Origin of the sequence: Prolixibacter denitrificans (genome assembly GCF_003014495.1) — a bacterium.
GTDB classification, from domain to species: domain Bacteria; phylum Bacteroidota; class Bacteroidia; order Bacteroidales; family Prolixibacteraceae; genus Prolixibacter; species Prolixibacter denitrificans.
Map to the genome: position 1 here is coordinate 108703 of NZ_PYGC01000006.1, position 12496 is coordinate 121198.

General features: G+C 46.1%; 11 protein-coding genes. 3 read left to right on the forward strand and 8 right to left on the reverse strand.

The window, feature by feature from the left end:
* Positions 1-12: 12 nt before the first annotated feature.
* From CLV93_RS12645 to trxA, 3 genes are all read right to left on the reverse strand, one after another.
* Positions 13-1194, reverse strand: coding sequence for a MalY/PatB family protein (locus CLV93_RS12645; RefSeq protein WP_106542569.1), 1182 nt, complete (start codon positions 1192-1194; stop codon positions 13-15).
* 63 nt (positions 1195-1257) lie between these two features.
* A complete protein-coding gene (locus CLV93_RS12650; protein WP_106542570.1) occupies positions 1258-1683 on the reverse strand; it encodes an OsmC family protein in 426 nt (141 codons plus the stop codon).
* A 17-nt stretch (positions 1684-1700) separates the two neighbouring features.
* Positions 1701-2069 carry a thioredoxin gene (trxA, locus tag CLV93_RS12655; protein ID WP_106542571.1) on the reverse strand — a complete coding sequence of 123 codons (369 nt, stop codon included), beginning with the start codon at positions 2067-2069 and terminating at the stop codon, positions 1701-1703.
* Positions 2070-2269: 200 nt separating this feature from the next.
* Here trxA and CLV93_RS12660 point away from each other — a divergent pair, with 200 nt between their 5' ends.
* The gene (locus tag CLV93_RS12660) at positions 2270-2689 is read left to right on the forward strand and encodes a MarR family winged helix-turn-helix transcriptional regulator (RefSeq protein ID WP_106542572.1); all 420 of its coding nucleotides are present in this window, start codon (positions 2270-2272) and stop codon (positions 2687-2689) included.
* A 96-nt stretch (positions 2690-2785) separates the two neighbouring features.
* Here CLV93_RS12660 and CLV93_RS12665 read toward each other — a convergent pair whose 3' ends face one another.
* The 5 genes from CLV93_RS12665 to CLV93_RS12680 all read right to left on the reverse strand — a co-directional run bounded on the left by CLV93_RS12665 (position 2786) and on the right by CLV93_RS12680 (position 9882).
* Positions 2786-3991, reverse strand: a complete 1206-nt coding sequence (locus CLV93_RS12665) for a TolC family protein (RefSeq protein WP_106542573.1) — start codon at positions 3989-3991, stop codon at positions 2786-2788.
* Positions 3988-7089: an efflux RND transporter permease subunit gene (locus CLV93_RS12670; protein ID WP_106542574.1), complete on the reverse strand. Its 3102-nt coding sequence runs from the start codon at positions 7087-7089 to the stop codon at positions 3988-3990. The genes CLV93_RS12665 and CLV93_RS12670 overlap by 4 nt, the downstream gene beginning before the upstream one ends.
* Positions 7090-7107: 18 nt before the next feature.
* Entirely contained in the window at positions 7108-8619 is a 1512-nt protein-coding gene (locus tag CLV93_RS12675) for an efflux RND transporter periplasmic adaptor subunit (protein ID WP_106542575.1), read from the reverse strand.
* A gap of 117 nt (positions 8620-8736) precedes the next feature.
* Positions 8737-8940, reverse strand: coding sequence for a hypothetical protein (locus tag CLV93_RS20125; protein ID WP_146142018.1), 204 nt, complete (start codon positions 8938-8940; stop codon positions 8737-8739).
* 267 nt (positions 8941-9207) lie between these two features.
* Positions 9208-9882 (reverse strand): YkgJ family cysteine cluster protein, encoded by a 675-nt coding sequence (locus CLV93_RS12680; RefSeq protein ID WP_106542576.1) that lies wholly within the window; start codon positions 9880-9882, stop codon positions 9208-9210.
* Between the two features lie 489 nt (positions 9883-10371).
* Here CLV93_RS12680 and CLV93_RS12685 point away from each other — a divergent pair, with 489 nt between their 5' ends.
* On the forward strand, positions 10372-11319 hold the full coding sequence (locus CLV93_RS12685; protein WP_106542577.1) for a hypothetical protein: 948 nt from the start codon (positions 10372-10374) through the stop codon (positions 11317-11319).
* 317 nt (positions 11320-11636) lie between these two features.
* Positions 11637-12452: a DUF4382 domain-containing protein gene (locus tag CLV93_RS12690; protein WP_106542578.1), complete on the forward strand. Its 816-nt coding sequence runs from the start codon at positions 11637-11639 to the stop codon at positions 12450-12452.
* The last annotated feature ends 44 nt before the right edge of the window (positions 12453-12496 follow it).

The window sequence follows — 12496 nt, forward strand, 5'->3', positions numbered from 1 at the left end:
TGCGACCTGATTTTATTTTACTTCGAGGGAATTGAATGCATGTTTTATTTTTTCCAACGCGTGGAGAAGCAACTGTCGTGGAATTCCAATATTCATTCGCTGATAATATTCTCCACCCGGTCCGAAAGCCTTGCCGGGAGAAAGTCCCAGCCCGGCTTCACAGATGAGGCGCTCGCGAACATCTTCCGGCGGAAGCCCCGTTTGTGAAAATTCGATCCAGACCAGGAATGAAGCTTCTGCCTCCATGGGAATAATTTCAGGAAGGTTTTCTTTAAAGAAAGCATGAACGATGCGATGGTTTTCTTCGAGGTAGGAAATTAGCTCTTTTCGCCATGCTTCACCGTGTTGGTAAGCAGCCCGTGCCGCTTCGTAAGCCATAATATTTCCCCGGAAGAGATGCAACGCATGCATCCGGTGGTTCAGCTTTTCGCGGATTTCGGAATTGGGAACGATAGCGGTAGCAGCGGATAATCCGGCAATGTTGAAGGTTTTGGTAGGCGAGATAAGTGTGATGCTATTCATTGCTGCTTCTTCTGAAACCGTGGCAAATGGTATATGTCGATAATCATTCAGCACTAGGTCGGCGTGAATTTCGTCTGAAATGACTAACACATTGTTTTCTGCAGCGATGGAAGCCAGCTCCTTCAATTCGTCTTTCGACCATACACGACCACCCGGATTATGGGGATTTGATAGAATGAAAACATCGATGTTCTCTTTCAACTTTGTCCTCAGGTCATCCAAATCCATGTGGTACTTTCCTTTCTCCAGTTTCAGGTTACTGAAAACGACTTGTCGATCGAGTTTCTGAGGAACATCGAAAAAAGGCGTATAAACCGGAGCGTGAACCAGAATATCTTTGCCCGGCTCGGAGAAAATCTCGAGCGCGAGTCCAATTGTTGGGACAACGCCGGGAACAAAGCTCATCCACTCACGGTCGACTTCCCAGTTGTGATGCGAGGCCTGCCATTCCCGGATGGTTTCAAAATAATCATCTCCCGGTAGGGTATAGCCGAAAACACCGTGATTGGAACGTTGGTGCAGTGCTTCAATAACCGGTTCCGGACTGCGAAATTCCATATCGGCCACCCAAAGAGGGATGACATCTTCGCGTCCGAAAAGCGCTTTGCGCCGGATGTACTTGATGGCGCCTGTTCCGGAGCGATCTACAATTTGGTCGAAGTTAGTTGTCATGGTAAGGGTTTAAATAAAAAAACCCCGAACCATACGGACCGGGGCGTGATTTTTCTGCAACAGTTATTTACTTTCCGGATTCACCTCGATAGATGATGTAATAGGAAGCGCTTTCCGGTAAATAGCGGAAACACCGCAATACCGATCCTGCGAAAGATTTACCGCTTTTTCAAGCTTTTCCATGGGTAAATCCTCGCCCCAGAACTGATAAGTGATGTGCATACTGGTATAAACCTTCGGATGCTCTTCACCCAGTTCGCCTGATACTTTTACATCAAAATTATCGGGGGTAACCCGCATTTTCTTCAAAATGGAAATAACATCCATGGCGGTACAGCCAGCCAGGGCAGTCAGCATGAACGGTTTCGGACGAGGGCCACGGTCTTTGCCGCCCACTTTTTCGTCCGCGTCCAGCATGATTTTGTGCCCGTTGACTTCGGCTTCGAAAGCCATGTCTTCTTTCCAGGAAATTCCTACTTCATGCTTCATAAAATAGTGCTGCTTTTTTAGTTTGCCTGAACTTTAAGTACATCGCTGATAGCCTGAACGAAGGTGTCTTTAGGAAGTGCACCCATAGCCATCTGAGGTTGACCTTCAACCGGGATGAACAGCAATGACGGAATGCTCTGAATACCGAACATCGCAGCCAGTTCGCGCTGGTCTTCCGTGTCTATTTTATAAATTTTCAGTTTTTCTTCGCCGTACTCTTCCTGGAGTTCTTCCAGAATTGGAGCTACCATTTTACAAGGATTACACCAGTCAGCGTAGAAGTCGATAATTGCAGGCACGTTGCCTTCAAATTTCCAATCCTTGTTATTTTCGAAATCGAATACTTTTGATTTAAAAGTGTCTTTTGTCAAAAATTCTAATGCCATGTTGTTTCTTTTTTTGTGGTTCTTAAATATCGTTTATTAAATATTGCCAATAGCAAAAGTTTCGGTGCAAAAATAATTAGTGATTTTGAAAAAACAAACTTTTCCGGGAAAAAAGTTGCTAATAGCAAAAAATGTGCTTGTAAATATTTGCTTTATTTGTATTTTTGTATCCGGAAAAGAATCGGAAAAATTGATATACAATGGAGAACGGGAACGGAATCATGTTTATGATCTATGAACTGAGGCGCAAATGTGCTTCGGTCGATCAGCGTTTAATGGACGATTTGGGACTTTCGCAATCGGAATTATTATTCTTTTCGGCACTGGATAACTGCGAGAAAATCAGTAGTCCGGAGTTGGCGAAGAACATGGATCTTTCTCCATCGCGCGTCAGCCGGGTGGTGGACAAACTGGTGAACAATGGTTTTCTGATCCGGGAAATCGACCCGAATGATCGAAGAGCCATCACGTTAAACCTGACCGAAAAAGGAAAGAGCGTGAAGGAACAGATTGATACGGGACGGCAGGAGTGCGAAGCGCAGTTGATGGAAATTATGCCGGACACCGATATGAAGAAATTCAGCGAACTGGTCACGAAGATCGTAACTACTTTAAAATAGAAAATTCCCCGCAGGCATGATGACCTGGGGGAATTCAACTATTTATCATTGATATCGCATCGATTCTCTATTTCTCTCCACGCAATTCTTTTTCGGTCATAGCTGGTACCGCATTAAAACCGCCAGCGCACGATAATAATCATGCTCGGCGCTCAGAAAATTCTCGTAAGCACCGATATAATAGTTCATCTCGGTGACGTAATTGATGATTGAGATTTGCCCCAACTGAAGCGATTTGTTTAGCAATTGTACGCTCGACATTTCTTCGAGCCCCGTCCGATAGTTTTCTACCGATTTCCGTAAAGATTTTACCTGACTGTATGCCCGTTCCAGTTCGAACCAGGCCTGTTTCAACTGGCCGGTGTATTGTGCTGCAGCCCATTCCTGTTGAGCTTTGGCTCGCTTCACATTGTTCCTGTTCGACCATAAAGGAATGGAAATCCCCACTTTCGGACCACCATATTTTTCCCCCGGAACCGTTTCTGATTCATAACCTACCATGAGTTTGGGTAAGCCCTTTGCTCCGGCTAGTTTGCGGGCTTCCTCAGCAATACTTTTACCGGCTTTCGCCGAAAGAAGATCGGGTCGCAGACGGATAATGTCACAGAATAATGAGTCTTTTCCCGGCAGGATTTCTTCCCGGTAGGAGAATTGATTTAACGCCGGTAACGAATCGCCACATAACCAAGTGAGTTTCGCCACCAATTGTCGCTCGTTTGCCTTAATGAGCGTTAGTTGATTTTCCAACTCAATTCGCTGGATTCGGGCTTTGTTCACTTCCAGAATCGTTGCTTCGCCTCGTTCCATTTTTCGGTTGAGCGATTCGTGGAGCTTCACCGTGTTTTGCACCCGGTCGGTTAAATAACGGTCGCGCTTTCGTTGATACACCAGTTCGTAGTACGTGAGCTGGGTTTCGAGCAATAGTTGTTGCCGGAAGTCGCGGTAATCCAACTCCGCCTTTTCCGATTGATTATCTGCCAGCTTATTTCGGTAATGGTACACCGAAGGGAAATCGAGGCTCTGGGTTGCGGAGAAAACTTTCTTATTGCCCAGCGCATCGGTATTTCCAGGCATAAAGCCAAATTCCACTTCCGGATCGGAAGGAGTCAGTCCCGTGCGGTACTCCCATTGTTTTGCCTCTTTCAGCTTCCGGCCAGCCTTCATACCTGGATTCGCCTTTTCGGCCGCCTGGAGAAGTTGTTGGAGCTCGTTTTGAGCCATTGCCGGACATGAAACCAAAATCATCGTAAAAAGGAGCAGGATTTTCATAGCACTTATCTTGTTCGTTCTTTCTATTCTCATCGTTTTTCCTCCTCTTTTATTTCTTTCCGGTTTAACCGGAAATAGACCACCGGTATCACAAATACGTTCAACAAGGTAGACGTGAGCAGACCGCCCAGAATGACAATGGCCATTGGGCTTTGGATTTCGTTACCGGGAAGATCGCCGTTCACTGCTAAAGGAATTAGTGCCAAAGCGGCTGTCAGAGCTGTCATCAGAATCGGATTCAAACGGTCAGCCGATCCGCGAATGATACGTCGATAAAGCCCGACGCCTTCTTTCTTTAGTGCCTGGTAACGGGAAACCAGCAGAATACCGTTTCGGGTAGCGATACCAAACAACGTAATGAATCCGATGATAGCCGGAATGCTCATTACGCCTGACGTGAACGCAACAGCCATGACGCCGCCGATGAGCGCCAGCGGCAGATTGAGCAGAATAACGCTGGTCACCTTCATATCTTTGAATTCCTGGTAAAGCAGCAGGTAGATAACCAGCAGCGCAAACAGCGACGCTAGCAGCAGCTTACGTTGCGCGTCGGCTGCACTTTCAAACTGACCGCCATATTCTACGCGGTAGCCTTCCGGAAGAACAACGTCCTGTTCCACTTTATCGCGAATGTCCTTTACCACCGAGTTCAGGTCGCGCCCGGCTACATTGCATGAAACGACCAGCTTGCGCTGTACATTCATCCGGTTAATGGTATTCGGGCCTGACTCGGAACGGACATCGGCCACGTAATACAACGGAACTTTGCGTCCATCGCCGGTATCGATAAGTGCATTCTTAATGGCTTCGATGTTTCCCCGGTGTTCATCGTCGAAACGGATGACCAAATCAAATGAACGTTCTTTTTCAAACACATCGCCCATCTTTTCTCCGGCGAAAGCCACATCGACAAACTGGTTGAACTGTTTCATCGGGATGCCGTAACGGGCCAGCATTTCCCTTTTCGGGCGAATCCGGATTTGCGGAATTTCAATTTGCTGCTCCACAAATGGATCAGCTACACCGTCAATTCCTGTCATCAGCGACTTGATGCGTTCGCCCAAATCGTGCATTTCCGGAAGACTGGTGCCGTAGATGCTGATGGCGATATCGGCCCGGGAACCGGAAAGCATATGATTGATGCGGTGACTAATGGGCTGCCCGACTTCGATGGAGACGCCGGGAAGTGTATTCAGTTTTTGCCGGACTTCCGCCAGAAAAGCATTTCGTGAGCGTTTTCCCAGGTGAAAAGGTGCATCGATTTCTGAAACGTTAGCACCAAAAGCATGCTCAGCTAATTCAGCCCGTCCGGTGCGTCGTTCCGTCACCTGAATCTCGGGAACGGAAAGCAGCAACTCTTCTGCTTCTCTTCCAATTTTATCTGACTCGGCCAACGATATTCCCGGCATCGAAGCTACGTTGATGGTCAGTGTCCCTTCGTTAAAAGGAGGGAGGAAACTTCCGCCAAACTGCGAAAGGAAAATCAACGCGACAATGAAAAGAGCGACCGAAAGACCGATGGTGAGATTTTTGGCCCGCATCACCTGGACCAGAGCTTTCCTATACCATTCAACGGTTTTGGTTTCGAGCCAGCTTCCTTTGCTGTGTTTTTTGAGACGTTTGCGGTTTACGAGCAACAAGCTGGAAAGAACAGGCGTAACCGTAATGGCCACAACCAGCGATGAAAACAGGGATATAATATAAGCAACACCCAACGGCCGCAGCATGCGACCTTCCATCCCGCTAAGGAAGAAGAGCGGAATAAACGCGACCATAATGATGAGAGTGGCATTCATGATAGAAGCCCGGATTTCGACCGAAGCTTCATAGATTACCTTGAGCGATTTGCGCCGTTTTTTCTTTGGTAACCGGGTATTTTCCCGCAAACGCTTATACACGTTTTCCACATCGATGATGGCATCGTCTACCAGCGATCCGATAGCGATAGTCATCCCACCAAGTACCATGGTGTTGATGGTGTAGCCCATCAGTTTCATCACGATAACGGACATTAAAAGTGAAAGTGGAATGGCTGCCAACGAAATAAGCGTCGTTCGGTAGTTCATCAGGAAGAGCGCCAGAATGATGGCTACGAAAATGGCACCTTCCATTAACGCGCGCTCCACGTTGCTGACCGATGTGTCGATAAAGGTTCGTTGCGAGAAGACGTCGGTGTGAATTTTGACATCCGGCGGCAATGTTTTTGCGATAGCCGCCAGTTCAGCATCGATGTTGTCACTCAACTCGCGGGTGTTAACATTGGGCTGTTTTGAAACCGTTAACACAACTGCTTTTCTCCCCTTGTAAGAACCATCTCCGATTTTTGGTGCCGCACCGATGCGTAATTCTGCTACATCTGAAAGCTTAACAGGGAACCCATTCGCTACCCGAATAACCGTGTTACCCAACTCATTCACTTCGTTGGAACGGCCAATTCCTCGTACAATGTAGTTGTTTCCGTATTCCTCGATGAAGCCGCCGGGCACATTATCGTTGTAACCGTTCAGCAGTTCGATCAGCTCATTGAAACGGATGCCATAATAGCGTAGCTTTTCCGGGTTAACCAGAATTTGGTATTCTTTGTATTCACCGCCAATCGTGGTTACCTGGGCGACTCCACCAACGGAGAGAATTCGGGGTCGTACCTGCCAGTCAGCAAGTGTGCGCAGCTCCATGGGCGATGTTGAATCGGCAGTCATAGTAAAAACCATGATTTCGCCCATCAACGAAGACTGTGGTGCGAGAGTAGGGCTTCCAACGCCTTTCGGGAGTCGGTCGCTAATGGTCATCAGCTTTTCGGCAACTACCTGCCGGGCGTTGTAAACGTCCATGCCCCAGTCGAATTCGGCCCAAACAATGGAAAAGCCCATGGCCGATGACGAACGTACCCGTCGCAATCCGGTGGCTCCGTTAATGGCTGTTTCGATGGGAAAGGAGACCAGCTGCTCCACTTCTTCGGGTGCCATCCCGTGTGTTTCAGTCATTACAACAACAGTTGGCGCATTTAGGTCTGGGAACACATCTACCTCCATCTGCCGGACCGAATAATATCCGACGAGCATTAGAAGCAGCGCCCCCACGATGATAAGCAGCCGGTTGTGTAATGAGAATTGTATGATTTTATTTAGCATGTAAATGAATTCAGGAGGTTAGTGATTGTGATTATGTGCCGGCGCAGTTCCACTCATGGAAGCCAGTTTAACACGGTAAGCACCTTTTGCTACAACTCGTTCACCGGCTTCCAGACCGGATAGAACTTCGAGGCGCTTCCCGTCGTTTCGTCCGGGAGTGATATACCGTTTCAGGTACTCCTCGCCATCTTTCTGGACAAAAACATAGAAGTTCCCTTGTTCTTCCATCAACGAAGAGAGAGGAATCGTCAGCGCATCTTGGAAGGAACCCGCTTTCAGGTAAACTTCCACATACGATCCAGGAATCAGGTTTTCGGTGTTGATGACTTCGAAATACACTGGCGTGAAGAAGGTTTTGTCGAGAGTCGATTTTCCGAAAGTGATCTTTTTCCCACCCAAATTGTCGATGGAGTGCACCTGCTGGTCGTAAGGCGTGATAAAGTTGGCAGAAAAGACGCTGGGCAAGCGTGCATAATCTTTCTGGGGGACATCGGCCCGAAGTGTTAATTTCCGGTTTTGCGTGATAACCATCAATGCCTGTCCGGCTTCGACAAACTGGCCTTCTGACACCAAACACTCTTTAATGTAACCATTCTGAGGCGCAACAATTCGCTCGCCCTGGGTTGTATGAAAGCGGCTGATATTTTCGAAAACAGCTTTAGCACTTCTGAATTCTGCTTCCGCTGAGCGAAACTCAGTTTGGGTAATCAACCGATCTTCAATCAACTGTTTGGAGCGTTCGTAATTTTCTTTGGCCTTGTCGTAAGCAGCTTTAGCCTTCAGGTAATCCTGATTCAGGTTACCGTCCAGCAGTGATGCTGACAAGGTCATCAACTCCTCGTTCTTTTTTACCGGTTCTCCGGAAAGAAGCTGTGTACCGCCTAAAAGAACGGTTCCACGGTGTTTGGCGGTTACCACAATTTCGTCGCCCTGCGCCGGCATGATTTCACCGGATGTTTTGATGATTTCGAAGAACGGTTCTTCTTTCACCGGTGCAACGGCAAAATCAATTTTCCAGGCTTCCTCCTTCAGGAATGCAATGGCTTTGGCATTCTCGTGGTGTTCCTGCTGACTTTCGTGAAAAGCATCATGGTTCTCGTAGACGTTGATGTTATTCAGCGGGAATAAAACAGGAACTCCTTTGTCGGTCAGTTCCATTTTGAGATCGATTGAACCGATCTTTTTCGGTGAAAAGGCCAAATGGAAAATGCCCGGAACTTCCGGCTGATTCGCTGAGGCAACCAATTGATTATTGTACAGAAGCTTCAGGCTTCCCTGTTGCAGCGGTTTGTATTCCGGTAAACGGGTAACATGCACCAGCAACTCGGCTTTCTCGTTTTCTATAAAAGGAGTCGATTCGAAGAAGAGTTCGTAACGGTTGTTACGGTCGTAAATCGTGTACGTCTGTTTTTCAACGGCTGCGTGCTCTTCGTGTTCTTCTTGAGCTCCATGATTATGAGTGCTATGACAAGCCGTTGTCATTCCCCCGGCAATCGATAGAGCCAGAAGGAGCAATCTGAATTTCTTCATGATAAAAATGTAAGTGAAATGAATATCGCATTAATGAATATTCCCCGGAGAGCTCGCAGAAAAAGGCGTAGCTATACCGTTAACCGGAAAACTCAGGTTCGGTCGGGGAATGTGTATTTAAGCGCGATATTCGGGAGGTCCCCTGACGGTTGAGACTTTAACCGGGGGATCGTGGTAAACCGGAAGAATCGCAATTGGATAGTCCGTTTCTTTCGGTTCGTCAGAGATGATTTTATATTCTGGAAAGAGCGTAATGAATTGTGGATTGAAATGCAGTAAAACTGAGGTAAAAGCCAGTTGTGGTGATTGTGTTGCGTACATTCACCGTGCTCGTTGCTGGCTTGGTGATGATGAGGAGCGGGAATCCGGAAAATCTGAGGTGTATCCTCGTGCTCCATATAGCAGATCTGTTCCGGTTCGCCGGAGCCAACAGGTTCAGCGTGCCAGATACCGTCGTGGTAAATAAAGACGGCGGCTAAAATGACGAGCCATAATCTGCTATGTAATGAAACTTTCATCGCGAAAGCAAAAATAGCAGATTATGTCAATTCCGCAAATAGCAGAAAATGTGCTGCGAAGCAACTTTAGTCAGACTGCCGGCCGGAACCCGTCGGGGCTTAGCACCGGAGGCTCATGGTCTTCCGGTGGCGTGAGCTGAATCACTTTCGCAACATTTTCCTCGTCCTGGTAAGCAAAATAAGAGTTTAGTTTCTCCACAGCTATTCGAATGGCCTGATTGATGGGCATGGGTTTTCCTGCCAATTCCGGGTCGATCGCCCAGAGTTGCATGCTGTAATTACGGAAGATTGGGAGGTTATCCGTCTCATTGGGTGATAGTTGAACTGCATGCTGTACACTATCCGGGAAATTGCTTTTCATGGTTTTGCAAGTAACCAATTCGGGAATTCCGATCCGGTTTAACCGGAATCCAAATCCAAACATCCGGCAGATCAGACCTCTGTAGGGATAAGCTGAGCATCCCCAGGTTCCGTTTTGCTGTGCTTCCGTATCCAGTAAGACACAGAGTTCATCACCTTTCAAACTGTTCAGCTTTTCCAGGAATGCATCCATCTGGCCGGTGCGGTGAAGATAAGCTGCTAATGGATAGAATTCGAGCGGAGTAGCCTCGATGCTTCTGTTGCGGCAGCAGAGGCTACAATGCTCCACACACTTCAGACCCGTTTGGTCCGATATTTTGGCGAGATGTTCATCAAGTCTTTTGAAGACCATCTCTACAGCTTCAATTTTTTCTTTAAGTTTCATCAGGCAACCATTGCTACCTTATAAAAACAACGATGTTTATTTTTGACTTTCCCGGGTGAGCCGGATGGCTCCAGGCGATTGCAATGTTACGAAATAAACAGTCTGTTTGATCTTTCGGCCTGTGAAAAATTTTCTTTGTGTTTAAGTGGTTTGATATCAGATTGTTTTTATCATAAATCTGAGGAAAAACAAAAATTTTAGGAATACATAAAATAATATAAGAATATGCACGTTTATAGATCAAGGACCCAAATACAGACGAAGGTGATTGAAAAGTGAATTAAGCGTTTTTTTCGTTTCGATGACCTCGTAAATAACCATTCACAGTAGAAAAGAAATTCAACCACTCAGACTAACCCCGTTGTTTTGATGGTTGAATAAGCATAATAGCATGGAATTGAATTGAATTGTTTGTTGAAGTGGGGTATTTCAAGGGTTAATTAATGCCGGGCCAATATTGACCCGGAGGGAAACTTAAAAAACTACATCATGAAAAAATTGCTTAATTTATTGTTGGGTGCTACGTTCCTGCTGGGAGTAGCCAGTTGTAATAAAACAAACAGTAGCGCGACCGACACACTTCCACAAGGGGAAAACACGGTTCTTTCCATTCAGGGAGTAACCTCTACAACACAGGTAAAAAGTGCTTCGATAGCCAGCACACCAACGATTTCGATCTCAATTACAGGAAAAGACAGCAGTTTGATTGGTACGGCTACGTTGACCCAGGCGAAAATAGCCGTTAAGGAAATTCAGTTTAACATGCCTGACAGCGAGATTGACAACGAAGCAGAGATTGAGCAGGAGAAAGAAGTTGAATTTAACGGACCATACATTGTCGATTTAATCACCGATTCTATTACTCCGGAACTAAAGCCGGTTGCTCTTCTTCCGGGAACTTACACCGGTATCAAGTTAAAGCTTGACAAGATTGAAGGTGATGAGACCAATGAAGATGATGGTTCGGCTTTGGCGACCGAAACAGATTCCATTTATCAGCATTCCATTTACCTGGAGGGAACATATACAGGCGTAATTCAACAACAGAAATACGACAATATTCCTTTCACTGTAAAGTATGATATGGATAAGGAGATCAACTTTAATACCAACGGAACCAAAGGTTTCAAAGTGGCTTTAGATTCGGTGAATAACATTATTGTGGCCTTTAATCTGGATGATTGGTTTAACTTCGCTAATCGGGAAACCAATCCGGATCATGTTGATTTCAGTGATTTAACCGTACAGACAGACGCAAACGGAAATCCGTACATTTTGATTGAGAAGACTGAGCAGCAGAGTGACGTCAATGCGGCAGTTCAGGAAGTGATTGAACACAATCTGGAAATGTCGACACGGTACGGAAAAGATGAAGATCATGACGGTCATCTGGGAAACAAAGAAGACGACGATACAGCAAACGACAACGGGGAATAACTAACATTCATAGATTTAAATCCCTGAAATACGCTCAAATCCAATTCGGGCTGACCTTTATGAGGTCAGCCCTTTTTAACATTAATTAGAGTTTGAACGTTTTAAACTTTTATATTTTTATGCTGTTGTGAAAGAACAAAGGGACCTAAAGACAATAGCATTTTTTATTGAAGATCTTCTTAAGTGAATTTACCTAGATTTTAAGCTGGTGAGATGCAGTTCACCCACCGTTCTGCATTGTTTTAGATTTAATAACCCCATCGGAAATACTTGAAAGTTGGTTTCCGGTGCAAATAAAGATCAAAAACTAAGGAAAGATGAGAAAAATTCAATTCGTAATGGCCATCGCTCTGATGGTTGGAGTAGCTGCATGTAATAACGATAGTAACAATTCAACGCCCGGAGAGGCAACGGTGAAAGTTCACATGACCGATGCACCTGCCGATTTCTCAGAGGTGAATGTGGATGTTCAGGCCATCACGCTGATGCCGGCCGATTCAACGGAAGGAACATCCGAGATCGACCTGGGGGCTCATGCCGGTGTATACAATTTGCTGGAATTGACAAATGGTCTGGATACATTGCTTGCCAATAAAAATATTCCGGCCGGAAAATACAGTCAGATTCGTGTAAAACTCGGAACAGACAACTCGCTGGTGATGAATGGGAATACCTATTCAATGAAAGTTCCCAGTGGCTCGTCCAGTGGTTTGAAGTTACAGCTGAATGCTGATTTCGTCGGAGGAGTGACCTATGATATTTTAATGGATTTTGATGCTGCACGGTCGATTGTAGCGCTCGGGAATGGAGGTTTTAATCTGAAACCAGTCATCCGGGTAAGTACTGAAGCTACTTCAGGCAGCATTAAAGGAATGGTGAACCCTGCCAATACCGAAGGTGTGGTTTATGCCATTTCTCCGAGCATGGATACGCTGTCTACATATGTTGATACTGTATCCGGTAGCTTCATGTTGCGCGGTGTTCCGGCAGATGTGTACACCGTTGAGGTTGATCCTGCTACCGATTCTGGTTTCAGTAAGCAATCAGTAGACAATGTAAAAGTTGTTGAGGGAACACAGACTGACGTTGGTACAATTGATTTGACCACACAGTCATCAGGTACCGCACAATAAGGCTTACACATTTTTGTCTAATATAAAGAGAGGGGAGCAGTCAA

Bases quoted from the DNA above. Each gene is read 5' to 3' on its own strand.
- CLV93_RS12660 (WP_106542572.1), top strand. From the start codon at position 2,270: ATGGAGAACGGGAACGGAATCATGTTTATGATCTATGAACTGAGGCGC.
- CLV93_RS12665 (WP_106542573.1), bottom strand. From the start codon at position 3,991: ATGAGAATAGAAAGAACGAACAAGATAAGTGCTATGAAAATCCTGCTC.
- CLV93_RS12650 (WP_106542570.1), bottom strand. From the start codon at position 1,683: ATGAAGCATGAAGTAGGAATTTCCTGGAAAGAAGACATGGCTTTCGAA.
- CLV93_RS12670 (WP_106542574.1), bottom strand. From the start codon at position 7,089: ATGCTAAATAAAATCATACAATTCTCATTACACAACCGGCTGCTTATC.
- CLV93_RS12645 (WP_106542569.1), bottom strand. From the start codon at position 1,194: ATGACAACTAACTTCGACCAAATTGTAGATCGCTCCGGAACAGGCGCC.
- trxA (WP_106542571.1), bottom strand. From the start codon at position 2,069: ATGGCATTAGAATTTTTGACAAAAGACACTTTTAAATCAAAAGTATTC.
- CLV93_RS20125 (WP_146142018.1), bottom strand. From the start codon at position 8,940: ATGTACGCAACACAATCACCACAACTGGCTTTTACCTCAGTTTTACTG.
- CLV93_RS12680 (WP_106542576.1), bottom strand. From the start codon at position 9,882: ATGAAACTTAAAGAAAAAATTGAAGCTGTAGAGATGGTCTTCAAAAGA.
- CLV93_RS12675 (WP_106542575.1), bottom strand. From the start codon at position 8,619: ATGAAGAAATTCAGATTGCTCCTTCTGGCTCTATCGATTGCCGGGGGA.
- CLV93_RS12690 (WP_106542578.1), top strand. From the start codon at position 11,637: ATGAGAAAAATTCAATTCGTAATGGCCATCGCTCTGATGGTTGGAGTA.
- CLV93_RS12685 (WP_106542577.1), top strand. From the start codon at position 10,372: ATGAAAAAATTGCTTAATTTATTGTTGGGTGCTACGTTCCTGCTGGGA.